Genomic DNA, 21563 nt, shown 5'->3' with positions numbered 1-21563 from the left:
TAACTAAATTTTATTTCCTTTATTACATTGCTAGCTAAAAAGTCACTTTGGGCGCTAAAGCGTGGGCTGTGAGGAGTCATTCAGGATGAGTGGCACACTACCTTCATCTTCATCAATTCAACATCTCGACAATCTGTGTCATGAGCTGGCCTTGCTGTGCAGCTCGGCCACTCCTCTCGAGTTGTTTGAGCTGCTGGCTAAAACGCTCCATGCGCTCACCCAGGGCCAACCGGTAGCGCTTTATCGACGTTTGAGCACAGGTAATCTGCGCTTGGCTTACTGCTACCCTGTAGACGGCACCCTGACAACTCACCACACACTGGCTGCCATTCGTTGCTACGACGACTTGGTGGCATCTGAACTTCAGTTGTATGAACTCAATGGCGAACAGGGCGTGTGGGGATATATTGGCCATCCGCCGGCTGCCTATATCGGCCCTACTCAATGGATTCAACTGCTCATCGATATTGCCTCTCAGCGATTGCGCCTGCTGAAAGCGGAACGCATGGCCACTCGACAATCAGGGTTAAAGTCGCGTCGCAAACTGCTCTCCAGAGATATTAAACGGCTTACCTCCATTGATGACATTTTGCAGCATCACGGTGCCAGCTGGTGTGAAATTTTCCAGGCAGAAGGCATCGCGTTGGCTTATCAAGGTGACCTCCACTGCTACGGCGAATGCCCGTCCAAACATCAGCTGTTTCATCAGTTGCAGCAGTTGAACCAGCAGAACGTCCAAGAGGAGATCATCGAGCTGAATGGCAGTTGCCAAGGTGGTCTGGCCGCCCCACTAAGCGTCGCCAATGCCTCTCTAGGCTGGTTACTGATGTTTCGCCAGCAGCCACTGCTCCCTGCCCTGGTCGCCGATTCGACATTGCAAGCGTCGCTGAGCTACTGGATGCCCCTGGAAGCCTCCATGATCATTGAACTGGCCGATGATTTAGCAGTGGCTATTACGGCCCAGGAAGTCGTCCACCTCAATCGTCAATTGACCAAGACCAACCAGCGGTTGGAAGGCCTGGCTCACACTGATCCTTTAACGAAATGCTGGAATCGCTACTATACCGAACTGGTTATTGAGGATTTAAGCCACTCGTCTGTAAGCTTTGCCGTGCTGATGTTTGATATTGATGACTTTAAAAACATCAACGATACCTACGGGCATGCGGTGGGCGATGACATCTTGCGTGATATTGCTCATTTAGCGCAGAAGACGCTGAAAGGAGGAGACCATCTTGGCCGCTGGGGTGGTGAAGAGTTCGTTGTTATCACGAAAGGGCTTGATGAAGACGTCAGCCTTAAGCTTGCCAACCAGCTTTGCCACCATGTTGAGAAGCATATTTTCTCCATCGCCGACCCAGTGACGATCAGTATTGGCCTGACCCTTGCGAAACCCAATGACCAACCTCGTCAGTTACTTGAGCGGGCAGAGCAAGGTATGTATCTGGCCAAAATGGCGGGTAAAAACCAAGTCGTGATTTGCTAACCCTTCGCCTGCACGTTTCACTTCCATAGGCCATGCCCATGCAGCAGTTGTTACTCATTGGCGCAGGCCATGCCCACGCCTTTGTCCTCGAAGCCTTTGCTCGGCAGCCTGATCCTGACATTGCGATTACCGTCGTTAGCGATAGTCCTTTAGCGGCTTATTCGGGCAGCGTACCGGCGTGGTTGGCAGGCGAATGCACCCTACGCGAGACACAGATCGATGTAGCAGCGCTGTGCCATCGCGCCAATGCCCGGTTGATTCTTTCACCAGCGCGCGCGCTCAATACCCATGCGCGTTATGCCGAACTTGCCAATGATCAACGCCTTAATTTTGATGTTGCCTCGTTCAATATTGGCTCGACGCTAAGCCTCCCCCAGAAGCTAGGGGAGCAGTTGCCCAGGCTACTCTCTATGCGCCCTTTAAGCTCGTTGCACCAGCGCTGGCAGGCGCTAAAAAATGACATTAGCCACTTCCACAGTGGCGGAAAAAAACGCATTGTGGGCGTAGGTGGCGGCGCTGCTGGCTGTGAAACGCTTATGAGCGTATTGACCCAACTACGCCAGCAGCGGCCAGATATTGAGTGGCAGGGGCATCTGTTGAGCGCATCCAATGAGCTGTTACCTGGTGCCGGGCATTTACCCCGCTGGCTAACTCGACGCGCACTCTCAAAGGCGGGTATTACCGTTCGCTCTCCGCTACGCGGGGAATCACTGGTTAAGGGCGGGATATCAACCCAGAACGGACAACATATTGAGGCTGATATCGTCATGTGGGCAACGGGGGCTGTCGGCCACCCTTGGCTGGCAGAGACTACGCTGCCACTGGATAAGCGCAACTTCATTTACGTCGATAACACGCTGGAAGTCTCTGGTCAGCCGGGTATCTTTGCCGCCGGAGACTGCGCAGCATTTACACCACCGTTGCCTAACGCGGGGGTTTATGCGGTGCGTATGGGGCCACACTTAGCAGACAACTTACGCCGTGCCTGTCGCAGCCAACCGTTAGCTCCCTGGCAACCACCCAAACGAGTGTTGGCACTCATTGGCACAGGTGACGGCCATGCAATTGCCAGTCGTGGTGCCATTGGTTTCTCAGGCAAGTGGGTATGGGCATGGAAGAAGCGGATTGATGCGCGCTTTATCGACCGCTTCAATCCGCCTTTTAAGCAATAACACTGATTGTGTTAGTTCGACTCGCGCCAGCCGCCTAGCACCCGACTATCCGGGCCAAAAAACACCAATCGATCATGGTCAATCAAGTAGCGGTAGGCCGTCTCCATCATATAGGTGACCCGGTTGGCATCGGCCATTTGCGGGCACGCCATGCGTGTGGTGGCTAACTCACCAAACTCAATACGCTGGTTATCGCCAAGCTTCACCTCGCCGGTAAAACGGTTACAGCCGTCGTGACCGCTAACTTTGCCATCTTTTGCAATCTGGAAAAAAGGCGTTTCCGGCATGTTGAGCCGCTCATCAGTTCCCACCAGCAGCAAGTCCCAACGCTGCTCAACAATAGGCCCTGATAATGAAGAGCCTTGCGGCGCTTCAACCCGCCCTTGCTGGGGCGCGCTGCTACAGGCACTTAACAGTAGAGCGGCCGAAGCCAACAGTGGCAGTAAACGCCAACCTTTCTTGGTCATGATAATCTTTCCCTTGTTTAACGGTTACTTACTAACACTTTCCAGTTATATCTTCTCAACCGCTTTTTCCAACCATTTTTTCCAATTTTCACTTACCAGCTACCGCTGTTTTCCATTGAAGCCCAGGGTTCTTTTGGCGCTAAAGCATCACCTTTTTGGAGTAACTCGATTGAGATACCGTCGGGTGATTTTACAAACGCCATATGACCATCACGGGGAGGACGATTAATCGTGACGCCGTTGTCCTGCAGGTGATGACAGAGGGCATAAATATCATCCACCCGGTAGGCCAAATGGCCGAAGTTGCGGCCACCAGAATACTCTTCAGGGTCCCAGTTATAGGTCAGTTCAAGTTCGGGTGCCGTTAACCTTTCTGAACGTGGTTCGTCCTCTGGTGCGGCCAAAAAGACCAGTGTGAACCGGCCTTTCTCATTCTCTTTGCGACGAACTTCCTTAAGCCCCAGAAGATCGCAGTAAAAACGCAGTGAAGCATCTAGGTCACTTACACGAACCATGGTGTGAAGATATTGCATATTTACTCCTTTAAGCACGACTTTAGCTATACGTTACAAAAGCGTGACAGCGCACAGAGCGCACGACAATGCTGTACAATTAATCTATAACGTTTATCTTAGCTGGGTTTACCCGTCGGAGAAACCTGTGGATTCAATTACACAAGCCGCGCTAGGCGCAGCCATTGGCGGGGCCGTTTTGGGCCGACGCTTAGGCCGTAAGGCCATTGTGATGGGTGCCGTGCTGGGCACCCTTCCCGATCTCGATGTGGCGCTGGATTACGGGGACGCCGTGGCTAACGTTACCGAACACCGCGGCTTTAGCCACTCCCTTTTTGTACTCACCGGTTTAGCGACGTTATTGGCATTACTGTGCGCGCGCTTTTCTCCCGCGAAGGACATTAACCTACCTCGCTGGTGGTGCTTCTTCGCGCTCATATTAATTACTCACCCGCTACTCGATGCGCTGACCACTTACGGTACCCAGCTATTTTGGCCCATTGAACGTCCCCCGGTTGCCTTACCCATTATTTTTATCATTGATCCGTTTTACTCCATCCCTTTACTGATTGCTTTAGGGGTAGGTCTGGTATCTTTGCGGGTTAAAAAAGCGTGCACCTGGGGGTTAGCGATTACCTGCGTTTATTTAGCCATGGCCGCTGGGGCAAAGCTAACGATTGAGCAGCGCCTTGCCCCGGTGCTAGCGGAGCGGGGCTTGGAAGACGCCCCCCTGCTGATACAACCAACGCCCTTTAATATTGCACTGTGGCGCGCCACAGTGGTGGATGGCGACCGTTACTATGAAAGTTTAGTCGGCCTATTCGACGGCGACCGTCAACCGCGCCTGGAACCTCTGATACGCAATGCCGAGTTAGAGGAGTTCGCATTGGCCAGCTTGCAAGGGCAGCGTTTAAGGTGGTTTGCGGGGCCTTTCCTGCGCTATGAAACGCGCTGGTTGAACGGCAATGAGACGCTGGTTGCCACCGATATTCGGCTTGGCTTTCCAGGCTTTCACCCTTTTAGCTTCACCCTGGCAACGTTAGAGGATGAACGCTGGGTGCCGCTCGCGGTAAGCGAGCAGGTAGAGAGTACTCGCGGTCTTAACATGGCAACGCTATCGCGACTGGCTGCTCGTGCTGCTGGCAACACCTCAGCCCTATGCGCCAGCGACTTTGTAGCGCAAGAGTGGCGGGCCGAGCGTGTTGTCTATCGCTGCTGATCTACCTCTTTTAAGGACGCCTAGGGGGCAATACCCTGGCCACAGCCGCTATACTGCTCGCCGCCGTAGGTTAGGGTGACCCTGGCAGGAAAAGGCTCGCCGCTCATGTTGTCAAAGCAGGCACCAGCGTCGATACGCACGCGGAAAAACGGCTCAACGTCGGCATTTTCGATAACCACTCGTCCCGCTTCATTGTCCATCACGCTGACCATATAAGGTAATTCGAGGCGCTCATCTCCATAGTTCGTCTCCATGGTCAGCGTAGGCGTATCATGCGCTAACGCAACGCTCCAACCCGGCTCGTTACCCTGGCCAAAGAACATCACGCCAGGCTTCACCGCCCGGGTTAAGGCGTCACGCTGTTCGGCCAGAGAGCACTGCAGTTGCCCCCGCGGTGTTTCTACCAGCGCTTTGTCACCCCGATTCCAAAAGCTGATTTCGCCATCTTGATAGCGTGCACCGCTGGCGACGACCGCTTGAGGTAGCCGCCAGGCGCCATGCAGCGACCATAGGCGCAGGTCGTTGGTATTGGTCGCGGTCACTAAGTTTTGTTTCGCAGGCTCGCAGTGCCATGCAGCAAATTGTTCAGCGGAGCCAGGAAATAGCGCTGAAGGCAGGAAGGGAGCCCGGTTATCTAGCGTAGCTTGATTGGCAACTGCTGTTTCGGCGTTGGGCGTCGCTGCACACCCTCCTAGCACTACCATCACGCCTGCTGCGAAAACAGCACCACTCAATACTCTTAACGTATTCATTCACCGCGCTCCCTGTATGACCATTTCTGTGATTGCCCGTATTTTTATGATTGCCCGTAATCATTACCCGCGTTTGAATGCCTGCAGGTCATGTGTATCGATGCTCTCAACTTGAGGGGGCAGCCCCTGCTCTTCGCGTTTAATTTTCACCTGCATTTTTTCAGCTAGCCGCTCCGAGTCGTCATCGGTGGTGCGTCCATTAAGCTCCGCCAACTGCGCCATACCCTGATGGTAGAAAGTGAGCAGATCCAGCGCCGTGCGGTTGTTCTCTTCCACCGCTTTGCGTAGTTGTGAAAGGTAGCCACTGACTTGCGACAGATGATGTTTGAGCTGCCAAACGTAGCGGACTTCCGTCATCCAGGGACGCTCACGTAAAACGGCAAATAGTGCGCTAGTGGCCAATAACCCAAGCAGCACGCCTAGGGCATTGAGCCATAGGCTGCTGCCAAAGGTGGAGGTAAGGAGCATTGAGAACAGGAGGCCAAAAATAATCAGCTGCCCCGCCATAGCAAAGCTGATCATGCGGGCTTTCCGGCGGTAGGTGTCGGGGTCGTGATGCTCTAGGGTAAATACCATGGCCAGCCTCATTATTTCCGCAAAGGCTCTATGATACGGGGCTGGCCAAGGCAAACAAGTAATAGTAGTAGCAATGAACTAACTCAAACGCTCCGCAGCCGTTTTAAGTAAGTGTTCTGTGGTTTCCCAGCCTACACAGGCGTCGGTAACTGATACGCCGTAGCGCATGGCGCCAGGTTTGAGCGGCTGCTTGCCTTCGAACAGGTGGCTTTCCAGCATCAGCGCGGCCAAGTTGGCTTCGCCCGCTTGTCGCTGGGCCAATACATCCAGCATCACTTCACTCTGGCGGCGATGATCTTTACGCGCATTGGCATGGCTGCAATCGACCATCAGCCGTGGATTTTGCCCGGCATTACGCAGCGCAGTAGTGGCTGCCTGCACATGGTGACTCTGGTAGTTGGGCTCACCGTGTCCGCCGCGCAGCACCACGTGGGTGTGCGGGTTACCCGCGGTTTGCTGAACGATTGGGTGGCCGTGAGCATCCACTGCAAAACGCTGGTGTGGGTGGGCCGCCGCGCTCATGGCATCAATCGCCACTTGTACATCGCCGCTGGTGGCATTTTTGAATCCCACCGCCGCTGACAAATCGCTGGCAAGTTCACGGTGCAGCTGCGATTCGGTGGTGCGTGCGCCAATCGCTACCCAGCTCAGTAAATCGTCCAAGTAAGACGCCAGCATCGGCTGTAAAAGCTCAGTGGCCACCGGCAGGCCGCGCGCCGCTACCGCGTGCATCAACTCACGAGAGAGCCCCAAACCGCGGGACATATCACCACTGCCGTTCAACCCAGGATCGTAAGCCAGTCCTTTCCAACCCACGGTGGTGCGCGGCTTTTCAACATAGACACGCATCACCGGTAAAATATGTTCGCTCACCTCTTCACTTAATGCAGCCAGACGGTCGGCATACTCAAGCGCTGCATCGGGGTCATGTACGGAACAGGGGCCAACCACGACAAGCAGACGGTCATCGTGACCGCTTAAAATTTGCTGTATGGCGTGACGCTGACGGGCAATTTGCGCGCTCAATGCGTCGCTAAGCGAAAAACGCTGACGAAGTTCAGCGGGCGTAGGCAGTTTCTGTGAGGTAGAGACGGCTGCCGTGGTGTGCGGCAAGTTGACGTGGGCAGTGTTGACAGCAGGGCTATTTGCAACAGGGCTGATAGGCGCATTCATGGTTAACTCTCCGTAAGCGTATGACATCGTTTAATTAGGTGACCACCCAATTGCACACGGTCGGAGGTGGCAGCTAGCACCGACCGCGCGTCGCTAAATCGCCAGCCATAGCAATAGCCCAAAAAGCCGGTGGCGATAGCGTTAGTCAGTGCGCGATAGATCATGATGCTGCTCCTTGATGAAATAGTGATGAATAACGGTTTCCGAAATTCGCTGGACATAAAAATCGCCGGGCCAAAACGCCAAAAGCCCCGGCGGGGTTACCGACCGGGGCTTGATGCTTGCGGCAGGCAACCGAGTGGTGTGCCTGCTGACGCGACAGTTAAGCGTCGGCCAAGGGCACACCGTGGCTAAACCAATACCAATAAGATGCAGCGCACGCACCACTAAGCTCAGCCATTGCAGGCAGAGTCTTCGCAGTTAGTGGGCACGCTATCTTTTGCATCGTTATTTTCCGTTAGTGGAATCAGGCTTATCGAATACGAGGTATTAGGGTCGCCGCCGTGGCGTTATGGTTTTATCCTGCCTGCAAGCCCTGCAAATGGCAATACTCAACCGCCAAAAGCTTGGATCACGCCAATGGTGGCAGGCAGCGCACTCATACTTACCAGCACCACTACGCCCAGGAAAATGGCCAGGAAGCCAGAATCATCTTTGAAATCTTCGTCATGATGGGCCATGTAAGCCTCCTTGTTTATCCATGCTATATCAGGGGGAGTATCAACAGTCTGCGGCCATATTAAGTAGTTCGGGGTGCGTAGGCAAACACATCCGAGAACACCCGCTCTAACGGCACGCCTTTAGCGTCGAGTACATCCAGGCAAGCATATACCATCCCCGGTGAGCCTGATAAATAGACATCATGGGTGTCCGGGGTAATCTCTGCGGCTTTTAAGACTTGATCGATACGCCCCTGATGGTGGCTAATCCGCTCCCCCGCTGCTAGCGGTTCTTCTAACGGCAGCTCCGTCACTGCATGAAACGCGACGTTAGCGTGGGTCTGCGCCCACTGACAGGCCAGTTGCTCCAAATAGAGATCACGATGCTCACGGGCAGCCCACCACAGCGATATTTCTCGCGTAGGCTGTTCATGGAGGACTGCTTCGATAATGGCTTTCATCTGCGAAAACCCCGTCCCCGCCGCAATCAGTAGCAGCGGCCTTTCGCTCTCGTTATCCAGCACGCATTCCCCGCCGGGCAAACGCAGCGTAAGCTGGTTGGCTACCTGAAGCAGTTCCCGCAGCCGCGCGGAGTTATCCCGCTCAGGCCAGTGCTGAATATGCAGTTCGATAACGCCATTACTACGATCTGCACTGGCGATCGAAAACGGCACCCATGTCGACTCGTCTATTTTAAGTTCTAAGTACTGCCCCGGGGCATGCTGCATGGCTTCGGCGCGCCCGGTTAGCGTTACGCCAAATACATCGGGGTTTAAATTTTCAACCTCGGTGACTTGGCAAGTCAACGTCCTTGCACTCATGAAAGCCTCTTTTAACAAATTCGGTCAGCGATATGTTGCATGATCAACTACTGAATTAACCGCATCAAAGGCGGGAGGCCGGTAATTCAAGGCCAATCCCCAGCGCTTCCCAACGTTCATCGACGCGCGCTTTAACCGCTTCATCCATAACGATGGGAGTGCCCCACTCCCGGTCGGTTTCGCCCGGCCACTTATTAGTAGCATCAAGTCCCATTTTCGAGCCAAGGCCTGAAACAGGGGAAGCGAAATCGAGATAATCGATCGGCGTATTTTCGACCATAACGGTGTCCCGTGCGGGGTCCATACGCGTGGTAATCGCCCAGATCACATCTTCCCAATTGCGCGCGTCCACATCGTCATCCAGCACGATCACAAACTTGGTATACATAAACTGGCGCAGGAAGCTCCACACTCCCATCATCACGCGCTTGGCGTGGCCAGGGTACTGCTTCTTCATCGTCACTACCGCCATACGATAAGAGCAGCCCTCAGGCGGCAGATAAAAGTCGACAATTTCGGGGAACTGCTTACAAAGGATCGGCACGAACACTTCGTTCAACGCCAATCCAAGGATCGCAGGCTCATCCGGGGGCCGACCGGTGTAGGTGGAGTGATAGATAGCGTCACGGCGCATGGTCATCCGCGTGATGGTAAACACCGGGAAGTGGTCGACTTCATTGTAGTAACCGGTGTGGTCACCAAAGGGGCCTTCCGCTGCCATGTCGTCAGGATAGATAAAGCCTTCGAGAATAATCTCGCTGGACGCGGGCACATCCAGATCCGCATGACCGCACTTCACAAGCTCCGTACGCGAACCGCGCAGCAGGCCTGCAAAGGCGTACTCGGAAAGTGAGTCTGGCACGGGCGTCACAGCGCCCAAGATCGTTGCCGGGTCGGCGCCGAGCGCTACCGCAACGGGGAACGGCTCGCCAGGGTGGGCTTTTTGAAACTCCAGAAAATCCAAGGCACCGCCGCGATGGGAGAGCCAGCGCATAATCAGGCGATTTTTGCCGATTTTCTGCTGGCGATAGATACCCAAGTTTTGGCGCTTCTTGTTCGGTCCTTTGGTAATCACTAGCGGCCAGGTCACCAGAGGCCCCGCATCGCCCGGCCAGCAGTGCTGAATCGGCAGCAGGCCAAGATCGACCTCGTCGTCTTCATACACCACCTCTTGAACAGGTGCATGTTTGACGTTTTTCGGTCCCATGCTGAGTACTTGCTTGAAGATCGGCAGCTTGTCCCAGGCGTCTTTCAAGCCTTTAGGCGGATCAGGTTCTTTTAAAAACGCCAACAGCTTGCCGACTTCTCTTAGCGCTTCAACCGAGTCCTGCCCCATACCGAGCGCGACCCGTTTGGGGGTACCAAACAGATTGCCCAGCAGCGGCATGGAGTGACCTTTAACGTTTTCAAACAGCAACGCCGGGCCACCGGCACGCAGCGTGCGGTCGCAGATTTCGGTGATTTCCAGATAAGGATCGACTTCGACGGAGATACGCTTGAGTTCACCCTGGGCTTCAAGCGCCGTGATGAACTCGCGCAGGTCTTTATACTTCAAGGAACGCTCCCTGGCTGGCGAATGCGCCGCTAGATGGCATTAGCGGCGATGATCATAGCGGCGGTTCTGCAACCCGCTAGCGCCGCACTTACGCTGTCAATTAGCGGCGCTTCATCGCTTCAAAGAACTCAAGATTGGTCTTGGTATCTTTCAGACGGTCAATCAGGAATTCAGTCGCGGCGGTATCTTCCATCGGGTTGAGCAGCTTGCGCAGAATCCACATGCGCTGCATTTCATCCTCAGAGGCCAGCAGGTCTTCACGACGGGTGCCACTGCGACGGATATTGATCGCCGGGAAGACGCGACGCTCGGCCAGTTTACGGTCCAGGTGGGCTTCCATGTTGCCGGTACCCTTGAACTCTTCGAAGATGACTTCGTCCATCTTGGAGCCGGTATCGACCAGTGCCGTGGCGATAATCGTCAGGCTGCCGCCCTCTTCGATATTACGCGCCGCACCGAAGAAGCGTTTTGGCTTCTCGAGCGCGTGTGCATCGACACCACCCGTCAGTACTTTGCCAGAGCTCGGTACCACGGTGTTGTAAGCACGCGCCAAGCGGGTAATCGAGTCAAGCAGGATGACCACATCTTTCTTGTGCTCAACCAGGCGCTTGGCTTTCTCGATTACCATTTCGGCCACTTGCACGTGACGCGCAGGCGGCTCATCGAAGGTCGACGCCACCACTTCGCCACGCACGGTTCGTGACATTTCGGTCACTTCTTCAGGGCGCTCATCGATCAGCAGTACGATCAGATGGCACTCTGGGTTGTTGCGCGTGATGGAGGTCGCGATGTTTTGCAACATCAGCGTTTTACCCGCTTTCGGCGGCGACACCAGCAAACCACGTTGGCCTTTACCAATTGGCGCGGTTAGATCGATGATCCGCGCGGTAAGGTCTTCCGTGGAGCCGTTACCGATCTCCATACGCATACGGTCGTCTGGGAACAGCGGCGTTAAGTTCTCAAATAGAATCTTATGCTTGGCATTTTCCGGACGGTCAAAGTTGATTTGACTGACCTTTAGCAGGGCGAAGTAACGCTCACCCTCCTTAGGCGGACGGATTTTACCGGAAATGGAGTCACCCTTGCGCAGATTGAAACGGCGAATCTGCGAAGGCGATATGTAAATATCGTCGGGACCGGCGAGATAGGAGCTGTCAGCGCTACGCAGGAAGCCGAAGCCATCCTGAAGAATTTCCAGCACACCGTCGCCGTAAATATCCTCGCCACTTTTGGCGTGTTTCTTGAGGATGGCGAAAATGATGTCCTGCTTGCGCGAACGGGCCAAGTTATCAATACCCATTTCACGGGCGATATCGAGGAGCTCGGGAACGGTTTTTTGCTTGAGTTCAGTGAGATTCATCGGTGTGTTAGAAAGTTGCTCATGGAAGCTGGGCGCCAAGCGCCGGGAGTATGACAGGAGGCGTGAAAGTGACGCCGTGTGATGCGTTCAGACCCCGGTAAAGGCACGCGCTCGAAGATGAAAGGAACGGGATTGGACTTAACTAACAACCTGAGTACTTATAACACCAGTACTTGTCATCATTAAGACTCAACTCGAGGGTGCAAACACTTGCTTAATCTGATCCCCACAGGAGAGTGGTTGAACCAGTGGGCTATCTGACGACTTGGAATTCTGGCTGACGCTCACAGGATAAACAGTCAGTAACGTCTGGGGCGACCAAGGTGCCGTATGTAAACAACGGATGCAAGATGGATTATCTAGGCAATGCATCTAAACATATCATCAAGGCATATTGACACACTAACTAATCAGGTCAGATCAGGCCAGTAGCTCGATGGTAGTCAAGCGCTGCGACAAACGCAAGTCTTTGCAATTGACAATAGATAAAGGTCACCGCAACCTTGGCACAGCCAACACGAAGGAAAGCTCATGCCCAAGGACATTTCGCTCCCCATTGCCGCCTCCAACAACGAGGTAGACAGCGGTGCGCCGCAGCGCTTCGCCGCTATAGATCTGGGCTCTAATAGCTTTCACCTACTGGTGGCCAACTACCAGCACGAACGTCTCCAGGTGGTCGCTCGTTTAGGTGAAAAAGTGCAGCTCGCCGCGGGTTTAGACGATAACGGCCTGCTTAGCGAAGAGGCGATGCAGCGTGCGCTAGATTGCCTGGGCCGCTTTGCACCGTTTTTAAGCGACATTACAAGTGCTAATTTGCGCATTGTAGGCACTAACGCGCTGCGTGACGCCGATAATAGCCAAGCCTTTATCGAGCGTGCCGAGGCGCAGCTAGGTCACGCCATCGAAATTATTGCCGGCCGCGAAGAGGCTCGGCTGATTTATTTAGGAGCTGCCCACGCGCTGGCAGAAAATGGCCGTCGATTAATCGTCGACATTGGCGGCGGCTCAACCGAATTTATCATCGGCGAAGCGTTTGAACCCAAGGCGCTGGAAAGCCTGCGCATGGGCTGCGTTACCTACTCTCGGCGCTTCTTTCCCGACGGTGAGTTAAATGAAAAACGCATGCGCCGCGCCGAGTTAGCCGCTCTTTCCGAGCTTGCCAATATCCAGCGTCCTTATCAGCGCCTAGGCTGGGACGACCCAGTCGGCTCCAGTGGCACCATCAAGGCCGCTGCCAGCGTTCTCCATGCGTATGGTGACACCCCCCACGAAGGCGTTATCACCCGCAGTGGCTTGAAGAAGCTGCGCGAGCGCCTGCTAAAGTGCAAACAGTTAGATAAAGTAGAGCTGGACGGCCTCAAGGCCGACCGTGCCAAGGTCTTCCCGGCTGGGATCGCCATCCTCGGGGCGATTTTCGAAGCCTTTGACTTAACCCAGATGCGCTTCGCGGACGGTGCCCTGCGTGAAGGCGTGCTCTATGACATGGCAGGACGTAACAGTGCGGAAGATTCACGCTCGAAAACCCTGGAATCACTGAAGCGCACCTACGATGTTGATACCCGCCAAGGGCTTAATGTTGCTGACACCGCTGAGCGTTTATTTAAGCAGGTACGCCATGAATGGTCGCTGAACCCTGATCAAGCACGCTATTTGCAGTGGGCCAGCCACGTCCATGAAATCGGCTTGGCGATCTCCCATAGCCAGTTTCATCGCCACGGCGCTTACCTGCTGGAACACTCTGATCTGGCGGGCTTTTCTCGCCCCGAACAGCGTCAGCTGGCGTTTTTGGTGCGCGCCCATCGGCGCAAGTTTCCGCTTAAGGAGTGGCAGGCACTGCCTGAGTCACAACGAGCGGTGTCTCAGAAACTTGCCCGACTGCTTCGGTTGGCAGTGCTGATTAATCATTCGCGTCCTGAAACAGCTCCGACGCTGCCACAGCTAAGCGCCGATAGCGACAGCCTGACCATCACGCTACCTGAAAGCGATGAGCCCACCCTGCTGAGCACCGATCTGGAGCAAGAGCAGGCATTTATGGAAGCCGCAGGGTTCAAACTTTTGATTCAACAAACGAAGTCGTACGGGTAAAGACAACCCCCTCGGCCTGCCATAGTAGCTTGGCTGGGGGGTTCACCACCCCGATACACGCTTCAGCCTGCATGATGACCACCAGCCATTCGCGCTCCCAAGGCGGCACATCAGCCTCTTGGAGCAGTCGCTTCAAGTCACGCCGCCCTCGCTTGGGCAGTTGCATCACCTCACCTCCTTGCCGCCACGTTACCATCAGAGGTTGAGATAGCGTTTGTGATGAGGTTACCTGCAAGCCGAGCGGACCTAGCGGCGTTTCAAGTGGTGCTTCTCCGTCCCAACTAGCCTCCCAAGGGGGAAGCGCTTCACGCGGCGCCCTCAGATAGAGCCGCTGACGCCATACACGGGCCTGGCAGCCCGGCCACTCCACGCATACTTTGGCATCGGATTTAGCTGTCAGTTGTTCCAACAAACTCTCTAAGCGCTTCTGCGGTGGCGTTGGCAAGCCTAGCTGTTGGCAAAGCGTGCGTATTAGCAAGCGTTGGCGAGAGGGTGAACGTGCGCTCAGCGCAGCGGCATTAATATGTTGGCTATCAGTAAGTAAGGTTTGCAGTTCATCCCTAGCGTATTCAAGTAGCAAACGATCTGCTTCCCCGGCGTGCCGTGCGCTTTGCGCCAATGAACGAGCTGCATTGGACCAGCGCATTTCCATTGCCGGCAATATGTCATGGCGCAGACGGTTGCGATCAAGCGCGATATCGCTATTGGTTGGGTCTTCGCACCATGTAAGCGCTAGCAAACGCGCTGCTGCTTCAAGCTGTGCTCGCTTCACGCTTAGCCACGGGCGCACCAGCGTGACACCTTCGACATCACGTCGAAAGGGCATACTCGCCAACCCACGCACACCGCTGCCACGCAGGGCGGCCAGCAGAAAAGTTTCCGCCTGATCGTCCTGGTGTTGGGCCAGCCAGAGCGTATCGCCTTCGGGCAGGGTGACAAAAAAAGCCTCATAGCGGGCGTTGCGGGCGGCGCCTTCGATGCCCTCACCGTGGGCATTTACCCTTACATCGACCACCGTTAACGGGACGTTCCATTGTTCGCAGAGTATTTTACAGTGCTCTTCGAAGGTCTCTGCCGCCGCCTGTAGGCCGTGATTAATGTGAATAGCCTGCAAAGGTCGGTCTGCTTGTGCGCAGACCTGTGCGGCCAACGCGAGCAGCAGAGAGGAGTCCAAACCGCCCGAGAGGGCCACCCAAATAGAGCGCCCCGGCGGGGTTTCCGCCAGGGCGTCATCTAGTAAGCCTTGCAGTAAATTACGCGGCTGGGGCGCCATAGCTCATTAAACGCTTGTAGCGACGCTCTAGCAGAGCATCGGTGTCCATCGCCTGTAAACGCTCCAGGCTGGCGGTAAGTGCTTCTTTAACCCGCTCAGCGGTGGTGAGCGGATGGCGGTGTGAACCCCCGAGCGGCTCTTTGATCAGTGAATCGACGAAGCCCAGTTCTTTTAGGCGTTCAGCGGTAATCCCCATCGCTTGGGCGGCGTCAGAGGCTTTGGTGGCGCTCTTCCACAGAATCGAGGCGCAGCCTTCCGGTGAGATCACCGAGTAGGTGGAGTACTGCAGCATTTGCAGCTCATCACAGACGCCAATGGCTAACGCGCCGCCGGAGCCACCCTCGCCTACTACCGTCGAGATAATTGGCGTTTTCAGCCGCGACATCACCGCCAGGTTGTAAGCAATCGCTTCTGACTGGCCGCGCTCTTCCGCGTCGATGCCGGGGTAAGCGCCTGGGGTATCGATAAAGGTCAGAATCGGCATTTTGAAGCGCTCAGCCATTTCCATTAAGCGGCACGCTTTACGGTAGCCCTCAGGGCGCGGCATACCGAAGTTGCGACGTACTTTCTCTTTTACATCGCGGCCTTTTTGATGACCAATCACCATCACAGGTGCATCATTCAAGCGCGCAATGCCACCGACTAGCGCAGCATCATCGGCGAAGTTACGGTCACCGTGTAGCTCGTCAAAATCGGTGAAGATATGCCCGAGATAGTCCAGCGTATAGGGGCGCTGGGGGTGCCGTGAAATCTGAGAAACCTGCCAGGGAGTCAAATCCTTGAAGATCGATTCCGTCAGTTTACGGCTTTTCTCTTCCAGCCGAGATATCTCGTCGGAAAGGTTGACTTGGCTATCAGAGCTGACCAAACGCAGCTCCTCAATTTTTGCCTGAAGTTCGGCAATCGGCTGTTCAAAATCGAGATAATTAGGATTCATCGGCGCTGCCTATAAAAAGTAGCCTGATCAAAATATGCATTGATACGTAATTAAAGAGAATAAAGCGCATTATCGCACCCTGAACCAGCCACGCAAGTTGAGTGCCTGCCCTATCGTCTTCTAACGATAACGTAGCTGTACGCCCGCCTGGCCCTGAACATCCCGCAGCGCCAGCAGTAAATCGTCGCTTGGCGCGACTTTCCACTCATCGGCAAGCTCCAGCCACGCGACGGCTGCAGGGTGGCGATACTGCAGGCGTACCGGCAAACCTTCTTGGTCGCGATAAGGCGTCAGGCTGTCGCGCAGGGTTTCAATTAAGCGACCATTGATCTGCCCCGCATCCAGCGCCAGCTCAACCGCTTGGCCGTATCGAATGCGCGCCGTCACCATTGGCGTGACGTCTTTACCGCGCAGACGCAGGCCACCGGAAAATTCATCACTGGAGACCTCGCCCTCGACGATGAGCACTTGATCGGCCTCAATTTGACCGCGCAACTGCTCGAACAGCTCACCAAACAACGAGGCTTCAATACGCCCGGTGCGGTCATCCAGGGTGATAAACGCCATGGTATCGCCGCGCTTTGACTTCATGGTGCGCACGCCGACCACCAACCCCGCCACCCGCTGAGGGTCGCGAGAAGGTTTTAAATCACTGATTCGGGTCGACACAAAGCGCTTTAACTCACGCTCGTACTCATCGATCGGGTGACCCGTGAGATAGAGCCCCAGGGTATCTTTCTCTCCTGAGAGCCGCTCGCGGTCGGTCCATTCACGGGCGTTGATATACTCGGCGTAAACGTCGCTGTCGCCCTCTTCGGCCTCGGCGAATGCATCACCAAACATATCCAGCATGCCTAGATTCTGATTGGTGTGGTTCTGCGCGGCGGCTTTTAGCGCGTCTTCCATGGCGGCAAACAGCACCGCCCGGTTGGGGCCTATGGTATCCAGCGCACCGGAGCGAATCAGCGCTTCCAGGGTGCGCTTATTCATCCGTTTAGGATCCATACGGCGACAGAAATCGAAAATATCCTCAAACGGGCCGTCTGCCTCGCGGGCTTCCACAATGGCACCAATCGGCCCTTCACCTACGCCACGAATTGCGCCCAGGCCGTACACCACGCGGGCATCGGTATCGACGGTGAACTTGTAGCCACCCACGTTGACATCCGGCGGCGTCACGGTGAGTTTGAGGTTGCGACACTCCTCAATCAGTGGTACCACTTTATCCAGGTTGTCCATTTCCGTGGACATAACGGCAGCCATAAAGGGCCCCGGATAGTGGGCTTTTAGCCACGCGGTTTGGTAAGAAACCAATGCGTAGGCGGCCGAGTGCGACTTGTTAAAACCGTAACCGGCGAATTTTTCTACCAGGTCAAAGATGTTACCGGCCAAATCTTTATCGATGCCATTGGCGGCACAACCCTCCATAAAGCCGTCACGCTGCTTGGCCATCTCTTCGGGCTTTTTCTTACCCATGGCCCGGCGTAGCATATCGGCCTGACCCAGGCTGTAGCCCGCCATGACCTGGGCGATCTGCATGACCTGCTCTTGGTAAAGAATAATGCCGTAGGTGGGCGACAGCACCGGCTTCAGCAGCTCATGCTGATAATCCGGGTGGGGATAAGAGACTTCGGCCCGGCCGTGCTTACGGTTGATAAAGTCATCTACCATGCCCGACTGCAAGGGGCCTGGGCGGAACAGTGCCACCAGGGCGATCATATCGTCCAGGGAGTCGGGCAATAGGCGCTTGATCAACTCCTTCATGCCGCGGGATTCGAGCTGGAATACCGCGGTGGTTTCGGCGCGCTTGAGCATCTCAAACGTCGGTGCGTCGTCCAGTGGGATGCTGTCAATATTGAGCGCCCCCTGACCATTAACGCTGCGGACTTTGTCGACCATCTCCAGCGCCCAATCGATAATCGTCAGCGTGCGCAGACCCAGGAAGTCAAACTTGACCAGCCCAGCCTCTTCGATATCGTTTTTGTCGAATTGCACCACCAGGCCTGAACCGTCTTCGTCGCATAACAGCGGCGAGAAGTCCGTCAGTTTGGTCGGCGCAATGACCACGCCCCCGGCGTGCTTACCGGTACCCCGGGTGGTGCCCTCGAGCTTGAGGGCCATCTCCCAGATCTCCTCAGCTTCTTCATCGTTACCGATAAACTCTTTGAGCGCGGGCTCCTGCTCAATGGCTTTGGCCAGGGTCATGCCCACTTCAAAGGGGATCAGCTTGGAGAGCTTGTCACCCAGCGAATAGGGGCGCCCCTGGGCACGGGCCACGTCACGCACCACCGCCTTGGCTGCCATGGTGCCAAAGGTCACAATCTGAGAAACCGCGTTACGCCCGTAGCGCTCGGCCACGTACTCAATGACTTTGTCGCGTTTCTCCATGCAGAAATCGACGTCAAAGTCAGGCATCGAGACACGTTCAGGGTTCAAAAAGCGCTCGAAGAGCAGGTCGTAGCCAATCGGATCCAAATCGGTGATTTTTTGCGCGTAGGCTACTAGCGAACCAGCACCAGAGCCCCGTCCTGGACCAACCGGCACATTGTTGTCCTTGGCCCACTGGATAAAGTCCATCACGATCAAGAAGTAGCCTGGAAAGCCCATCTGGATAATAACGTTGAGCTCAAACTCCAGCCGGTCGCGGTAGCGCTGATCGATCGCCTGGTACTCTTCGCTGTCACGAGGGTAGCGCTCGGCGGGAAACAGAAAATCCAGCCGCTCGGTTAAACCGTCATGGGAGACCTTGCGGAAGAACTCATCCTGAGTCATCCCTTCTGGGATGCCGAACTCGGGCAGGAAAATCTCGCCCAATCGCACGTTCACGCTGCAGCGCTCGGCGATCATCACGCTGTTTTCCAGCGCTTCGGGAATATCAGCGAACAGCGCCGCCATCTCGTCGGGGCTTTTTAGGTATTGTTCTTCGGTGTAGCGGCGCTCACGGCGTGGGTCATCCAGCGCTTTGCCCTCGCCAATCGCGACACGTGTCTCATGGGCCCAATAATCGTCACGCTCTAAAAAGCGCACGTCGTTGGTCGCCACCACCGGTGTGCCTGTCTCAATGGCCAGCTTGACGCTGGCGTGAACGCAGGCCTCTTCCAACGGGCGCCCTGTACGAACCAGCTCTAAATAAAAACGTTCGGGAAACGCAGCCTGCCACTCTTCAAGTAACTGGCGTGCTTCAGGCTCATGATCAGAGAGCAGGTGCCGGCCAATTTCACCCTCTCGCGCCCCTGAAAGCGCGATCAGTCCTTCGCTCTGCTCAAGCACCCACTGCTTATCAAGAATGGCGCGCCCCTGGCGCTGGCCGTGTGTCCAGCCTTTAGAAATCAGCTCGGTCAGGTTGCGGTAGCCAACATCGTTCATGGCCAGCAGCGTTAACCGGTAGGGATGGGATTCGTCGTGAGGGTTTTGCAGCCATAAATCGCTGCCAATGATCGGCTTCAAGCCCGCCCCTTGGGCAGCTTTATAAAACTTTACCAAACCAAACAGATTGGTTTCATCGGTCAAAGCCAGCGCCGGCATCGCCCGTTCAGCGGTGGTACTGACCAGCGATTTGAGCTTAACCAAGCCGTCGACCAGGGAGTATTCACTGTGTAAACGTAGATGAACAAACGGTACCGTCATGGGACTCTCAGCAAAACGCTAGGTGAGGAAAAATACGTTAAAGCAGCGCCAACTGCCGCTGCACCGGCGCGAAGCTACGGCGATGCTCGGCCAGTGGCCCGTGTGCTGCTAGCGCCGTCAGGTGCTCTTTGGTCGGGTAGCCTTTATGGCGCGCAAAACCATACTCAGGATAGCACTCATCCAAGGCGACCATCTGGGCGTCGCGAGCAACCTTGGCCAAAATCGACGCTGCAGCAATGGCACAGTGGCGTGAATCGCCCTTTACCACGGCCTGGCCTGGCAGCAGATGGCCAGGTAATTTGTTGCCATCCACGAGTAAATATTCCGCCGCCGGTGCCAGTGCATCGATAGCTCTTCGCATAGCTAAGTGGGTGGCGTGGTAAATATTCAACGAATCCACTTCCGCCGCGCTGGCTTCTGCCACGGCAAAGGCCAGCGCCCGCTCGCGAATCTGGGCATCCAACTTTTCACGCTTGCGAGCGCTCAGTTTTTTGGAGTCAGTGAGTCCATCAATCGGCTTTGTTGGATCAAGAATCACCGCGGCGGCGACTACACTGCCGATTAGCGGGCCACGCCCTACTTCATCGACCCCCGCCAATCGCTCGCCACCATAAGCAATCTCAAGCGTTGGATAATCGACGTGCTCAATAATCCAGTGCGCTAATGTCCAGCGCTCCGCAGAGGTGCTATTAATCGCCACGCCTTTATTGGTCATCAACAGTCTCCAGCGGCTGACCCGCCGCTAGCAGGCTAATCGCCTCAGCCGCACGGCGGCTGGCGTTACGTTGCAGGGTGGCGTGCATCTCGGCAAAGCGTGACTCCAAGGCGTGTCGGCTAGCCTCGTCCGCTAGCATGGCGCTGAGCTGGTCGGCAATCGCTTCAGGCGAGGCGGCGTCTTGAATCAGTTCTGGCACTAGCGTTTCCTGAGCAATCAGATTGGGTAGCGACACCCACTGGGTTTTCACCAGTCGCTTGGCCAGCCAGTGAGTGGTTGGCGCCATTTTGTAAGCTACCAGCATCGCGCGGTGGCACAGCATGGCTTCCAAGGCTGCGGTGCCAGAGGCCAGCAGTACCACATCACTCGCCACCATCGCTTCGCGGGCCTGACCATCCAGTAGCGTAGTTCGCTCGGCAAGCAAGGAGTAATGGGCAAGCAGTGTGCTGATTTCCTGGTGGCGATCAGCGGTAGCCGCAGGAATCAACACTTGCAGCGTGGGGTGGCGCTGGCAAAGCTGTTCGGCAGCGTTTAGAAATGTATCACCCAAAAAGCGAATTTCATTGGCCCGAGACCCCGGTAACAGCGCCAAAACCTGGCTATCAGGCGCCAGCTCCAGCGCTTGGCGGGTGGCAACACGGTCATTTTCCAGCGGCATTTCGTCTGCCAGGGGGTGCCCCACAAAGGCAACGGGAACATGATGTTCACGGTAAAAAGCAGCCTCAAAGGGTAGCAGTGTCAGCATGCCGTCTACCGATTTGGCGATGCCTTTTACCCGCCCCTGGCGCCATGCCCATACGGAAGGACTCACGTAGTGGGCGGTGGTAATGCCCGCTTCGAGAAGCTGGCGCTCCAGGCCTAAGTTAAAATCGGGCGCATCGATGCCGAGCATTATGTCCGGCTTCCACGCCAAGGCTTCGGCTTTCAGGATGCGGCGCACACGGATTAGTTCGGGGAGGTGTTTAAGCACTTCAACCAGCCCCATCACCGCGAGGGTCTCTAAAGGAAAGCGACTCTCCATGCCCTCCACTTGCATGCGCGGCCCGCCGATACCACGGAACTCTACGTGGGGATGGCGTGCTTTGAGCTCACGCATCAGCCCAGCACCAAGAATATCGCCAGAGAGCTCCCCGGCCACGAGGTAGACGCGTTGCAGGGTCATAGGCAGATCAGC

The 21563-nt window shown here is 55.6% G+C and carries 19 protein-coding genes; 4 read left to right on the top strand and 15 right to left on the bottom strand.

What is annotated here, in order from left to right:
* The first annotated feature begins 85 nt into the window (after window positions 1-85).
* Together MLE19_RS04930 and MLE19_RS04925 are read left to right on the top strand one after the other, a co-directional pair.
* Window positions 86-1486: a GGDEF domain-containing protein gene (locus tag MLE19_RS04930; RefSeq protein ID WP_240716958.1), complete on the top strand. Its 1401-nt coding sequence runs from the start codon at window positions 86-88 to the stop codon at window positions 1484-1486.
* Between the two features lie 32 nt (window positions 1487-1518).
* Entirely contained in the window at window positions 1519-2658 is a 1140-nt protein-coding gene (locus MLE19_RS04925; protein ID WP_240716957.1) for an FAD-dependent oxidoreductase, read from the top strand.
* Between the two features lie 11 nt (window positions 2659-2669).
* Here MLE19_RS04925 and MLE19_RS04920 read toward each other — a convergent pair whose 3' ends face one another.
* Both MLE19_RS04920 and gloA read right to left on the bottom strand, forming a co-directional pair.
* On the bottom strand, window positions 2670-3125 hold the full coding sequence (locus tag MLE19_RS04920) for an META domain-containing protein (protein ID WP_240716956.1): 456 nt from the start codon (window positions 3123-3125) through the stop codon (window positions 2670-2672).
* A 92-nt stretch (window positions 3126-3217) separates the two neighbouring features.
* A complete protein-coding gene (gene gloA, locus MLE19_RS04915) occupies window positions 3218-3658 on the bottom strand; it encodes a lactoylglutathione lyase (RefSeq protein ID WP_240716955.1) in 441 nt (146 codons plus the stop codon).
* 127 nt (window positions 3659-3785) lie between these two features.
* On the opposite strand from gloA, the gene MLE19_RS04910 reads away from it, so the two are divergent.
* On the top strand, window positions 3786-4856 hold the full coding sequence (locus MLE19_RS04910) for a metal-dependent hydrolase (RefSeq protein WP_240716954.1): 1071 nt from the start codon (window positions 3786-3788) through the stop codon (window positions 4854-4856).
* 20 nt (window positions 4857-4876) lie between these two features.
* Here MLE19_RS04910 and MLE19_RS04905 read toward each other — a convergent pair whose 3' ends face one another.
* The 8 genes from MLE19_RS04905 to rho form a co-directional block, all read right to left on the bottom strand.
* On the bottom strand, window positions 4877-5608 hold the full coding sequence (locus MLE19_RS04905; RefSeq protein ID WP_240716953.1) for an MliC family protein: 732 nt from the start codon (window positions 5606-5608) through the stop codon (window positions 4877-4879).
* A gap of 63 nt (window positions 5609-5671) precedes the next feature.
* Window positions 5672-6184, bottom strand: a complete 513-nt coding sequence (locus tag MLE19_RS04900; protein ID WP_240716952.1) for a DUF3087 family protein — start codon at window positions 6182-6184, stop codon at window positions 5672-5674.
* Between the two features lie 78 nt (window positions 6185-6262).
* Window positions 6263-7357 (bottom strand): 3-deoxy-7-phosphoheptulonate synthase, encoded by a 1095-nt coding sequence (locus MLE19_RS04895; RefSeq protein WP_240716951.1) that lies wholly within the window; start codon window positions 7355-7357, stop codon window positions 6263-6265.
* 2 nt (window positions 7358-7359) lie between these two features.
* Window positions 7360-7521: a hypothetical protein gene (locus MLE19_RS04890; protein WP_240716950.1), complete on the bottom strand. Its 162-nt coding sequence runs from the start codon at window positions 7519-7521 to the stop codon at window positions 7360-7362.
* 387 nt (window positions 7522-7908) lie between these two features.
* Window positions 7909-8037 carry a hypothetical protein gene (locus MLE19_RS23010; RefSeq protein WP_276322334.1) on the bottom strand — a complete coding sequence of 43 codons (129 nt, stop codon included), beginning with the start codon at window positions 8035-8037 and terminating at the stop codon, window positions 7909-7911.
* Between the two features lie 59 nt (window positions 8038-8096).
* Window positions 8097-8837: an NAD(P)H-flavin reductase gene (locus MLE19_RS04885; protein WP_240716949.1), complete on the bottom strand. Its 741-nt coding sequence runs from the start codon at window positions 8835-8837 to the stop codon at window positions 8097-8099.
* A 64-nt stretch (window positions 8838-8901) separates the two neighbouring features.
* Window positions 8902-10392 carry a 4-hydroxy-3-polyprenylbenzoate decarboxylase gene (gene ubiD, locus MLE19_RS04880; RefSeq protein WP_240716948.1) on the bottom strand — a complete coding sequence of 497 codons (1491 nt, stop codon included), beginning with the start codon at window positions 10390-10392 and terminating at the stop codon, window positions 8902-8904.
* A gap of 100 nt (window positions 10393-10492) precedes the next feature.
* Window positions 10493-11752: a transcription termination factor Rho gene (gene rho, locus MLE19_RS04875; protein WP_007111700.1), complete on the bottom strand. Its 1260-nt coding sequence runs from the start codon at window positions 11750-11752 to the stop codon at window positions 10493-10495.
* 531 nt (window positions 11753-12283) lie between these two features.
* Here rho and ppx point away from each other — a divergent pair.
* Window positions 12284-13837, top strand: coding sequence for an exopolyphosphatase (gene ppx, locus MLE19_RS04870; protein WP_240716947.1), 1554 nt, complete (start codon window positions 12284-12286; stop codon window positions 13835-13837).
* Here ppx and tilS read toward each other — a convergent pair.
* From tilS to lpxB, 5 genes are all read right to left on the bottom strand, one after another.
* Window positions 13800-15110 carry a tRNA lysidine(34) synthetase TilS gene (gene tilS / locus MLE19_RS04865; RefSeq protein ID WP_240716946.1) on the bottom strand — a complete coding sequence of 437 codons (1311 nt, stop codon included), beginning with the start codon at window positions 15108-15110 and terminating at the stop codon, window positions 13800-13802. The genes ppx and tilS overlap by 38 nt on opposite strands.
* Window positions 15091-16047 (bottom strand): acetyl-CoA carboxylase carboxyl transferase subunit alpha, encoded by a 957-nt coding sequence (gene accA, locus MLE19_RS04860; RefSeq protein WP_240716945.1) that lies wholly within the window; start codon window positions 16045-16047, stop codon window positions 15091-15093. Before accA ends, tilS begins: the two co-directional genes overlap by 20 nt.
* A 120-nt stretch (window positions 16048-16167) precedes the next feature.
* Window positions 16168-19674 carry a DNA polymerase III subunit alpha gene (dnaE, locus tag MLE19_RS04855; protein WP_240716944.1) on the bottom strand — a complete coding sequence of 1169 codons (3507 nt, stop codon included), beginning with the start codon at window positions 19672-19674 and terminating at the stop codon, window positions 16168-16170.
* Between the two features lie 37 nt (window positions 19675-19711).
* Window positions 19712-20389 (bottom strand): ribonuclease HII, encoded by a 678-nt coding sequence (gene rnhB / locus MLE19_RS04850; RefSeq protein WP_240716943.1) that lies wholly within the window; start codon window positions 20387-20389, stop codon window positions 19712-19714.
* Window positions 20379-21551, bottom strand: coding sequence for a lipid-A-disaccharide synthase (gene lpxB, locus MLE19_RS04845; protein ID WP_240716942.1), 1173 nt, complete (start codon window positions 21549-21551; stop codon window positions 20379-20381). Before lpxB ends, rnhB begins: the two co-directional genes overlap by 11 nt.
* Window positions 21552-21563 lie beyond the last annotated feature (12 nt).

This window comes from Vreelandella neptunia (assembly GCF_022489065.1).
Taxonomy (GTDB): domain Bacteria; phylum Pseudomonadota; class Gammaproteobacteria; order Pseudomonadales; family Halomonadaceae; genus Vreelandella; species Vreelandella neptunia_A.
This window is presented reverse-complemented; position numbering and strand designations above follow the sequence as displayed.